Source organism: Polynucleobacter sp. 35-46-11 (genome assembly GCF_002281105.1).
The window spans coordinates 1-1,824 of the sequence record NZ_NCFJ01000505.1 but is presented as its reverse complement, the minus strand read 5'-3'; the positions used below and the strand labels follow the sequence as shown (position 1 = coordinate 1,824).

The following is a 1,824-nucleotide window of genomic DNA, read 5'->3' as shown; positions in this document are numbered from 1 at the left end:
GCTGTCGCCAAGAAAACAGTCAAGGTATTGGTTGTTGGAAACCCAGCAAACACCAATGCTTACATCGCCATGAAATCTGCTCCAGATATTCCTGCGAAAAACTTTACTGCAATGCTGCGCTTGGATCACAACCGCGCACTGTCTCAGCTTGCCAACAAGTTGAATAAGCCAGTTGCTGACATTGAAAAATTGGTTGTCTGGGGTAACCATAGCCCTACCATGTATCCAGACTATCGCTTTGCAACAATCGATGGCAAGTCTGTCAAAGACAGCATCAATGATCCAGTCTGGAATAAAGATGTTTTCATTCCAACCGTTGGTAAACGTGGTGCAGCAATTATTGATGCTCGCGGCTTATCCTCTGCTGCATCTGCAGCTAATGCTGCTATCGATCACATGCGTGACTGGGTTCTAGGCACGAATGGTAAGTGGGTAACCATGGGCATTCCTTCTAAGGGTGAATACGGTATTCCAGCGGAAGTCATTTATGGCTATCCAGTGATTTGCGAAAATGGCGAATACAAAATGGTTGAGGGCTTAGAAATTGATGAGTTCTCTCGTGAGCGTATGAATCACACACTGAACGAATTGCTTGAAGAACAAGCAGGCGTTAAGCATTTACTTTCTTAAGGACTTGCCAATATGAAGCATTCCCTTCTCCTCATCAGCATGATTGCTGCTGGCTTTATTGGCGCAGCCAATGCTAGTGAAGAAGTATCGACTTGGACTTGTAGCGATAGCAAACAATTTAAAACGACTGGAACAACTGAAAAGGTGCGCCTGACTTGGGAATCAAAAACATTTGATCTCAAGCGTGAAAATTCATTGCCTGGTAGCTTGCGCTACAAAAATACTACTAGTGGACATGATTTAGTAGTGCTCGGTAATAAGGCAATGCTATTTAATATTAAGTCAGGAACTCGTCTAGCGGATTTTTGCCAGACAGCAGAAATGAAGACTGGTAAGTTGCCGCATTTATTTGCGGATGCAGAGCCATTCGTCCAAAACTAGTTCAACCGTTTTATTGCAGCATCAAAAAAGCCGAGGAATACTCGGCTTTTTCTTTGGTACAACTATTTTTTTAATGAAAGAGTGGTTGCTGTGTGGGTGCGTCGTCAGGCATTTCTGCATGGACGGCCTCACCAGAACGATCTGGAAACAAAGGTGCTCCACAGTCATCACACAGCTCTGGATCAAATAGCATGGCATGACGGAAGATATCCTCAACACCAGCATCATGCAGAGCATCCGCAATCTTCTTCATCGGACTTTCATCATCCGATAAATCATTTAATGCATCGTTCGCTACGCTCTCGCGATCGTATAAAGGCCAAATAACTCCGTATACCACCTCCGATGATCCCTTGAGACTAAATGAGATTCGATATTCATCAGCCTGCTCTTCACCAAATGCGCCAACAACACAAGATAGTCCAGCAGGCAAAATTCCTAGAGTGCTCTCTAAAAAATTGACAGCCGCTCGAATACTTAAGGGTCTAACTTGTTTATCTGCGAGGCGACAGTTAGTGAAGTAGGCCTCTGGTAATAGCAATTCAAATTCACAACCCGGCAAAAGATTGGCAATGGGATCATGCATGGCATTTTGCCAACCGATGAGACTCACGCCCCGCTCTTGTCGAACAGGCGCTTCCGCTTGCCAACGAAATAACGGCATACCGCTCGGAGCAGCAATGGCGGCAATAATGAAACGCGGATCGGCAAGCACCGCAATGGTTTCCGACATATCGCGTAACTCTAATTTCACCCGTGGCGACCGTCCGCTAGGGATCGGGCGTTGCGGCCTAGGGGCGTTCATGGCGGTCG

Annotated in this window: 3 protein-coding genes; 2 read left to right on the top strand and 1 reads right to left on the bottom strand. The window is 46.0% G+C overall.

Annotated features, from left to right (window positions below):
• Both B7Y67_RS16945 and B7Y67_RS16940 read left to right on the top strand, forming a co-directional pair.
• Window positions 1-630 (top strand): malate dehydrogenase (locus B7Y67_RS16945; RefSeq protein WP_293599631.1); only part of this gene is annotated, 630 nt, incomplete at its 5' end.
• Between the two features lie 12 nt (window positions 631-642).
• Window positions 643-1,011 (top strand): hypothetical protein, encoded by a 369-nt coding sequence (locus B7Y67_RS16940; RefSeq protein ID WP_293599630.1) that lies wholly within the window; start codon window positions 643-645, stop codon window positions 1,009-1,011.
• A 70-nt stretch (window positions 1,012-1,081) separates the two neighbouring features.
• Here the strand turns inward: B7Y67_RS16940 and B7Y67_RS16935 are convergent.
• On the bottom strand, window positions 1,082-1,824 hold a 743-nt coding region (locus B7Y67_RS16935), incomplete at its 5' end, for a DUF2863 family protein (protein ID WP_293599629.1).

Coding starts and splice junctions, on each gene's coding strand:
- B7Y67_RS16940 (WP_293599630.1), top strand. CDS start 643: ATGAAGCATTCCCTTCTCCTCATCAGCATGATTGCTGCTGGCTTTATT.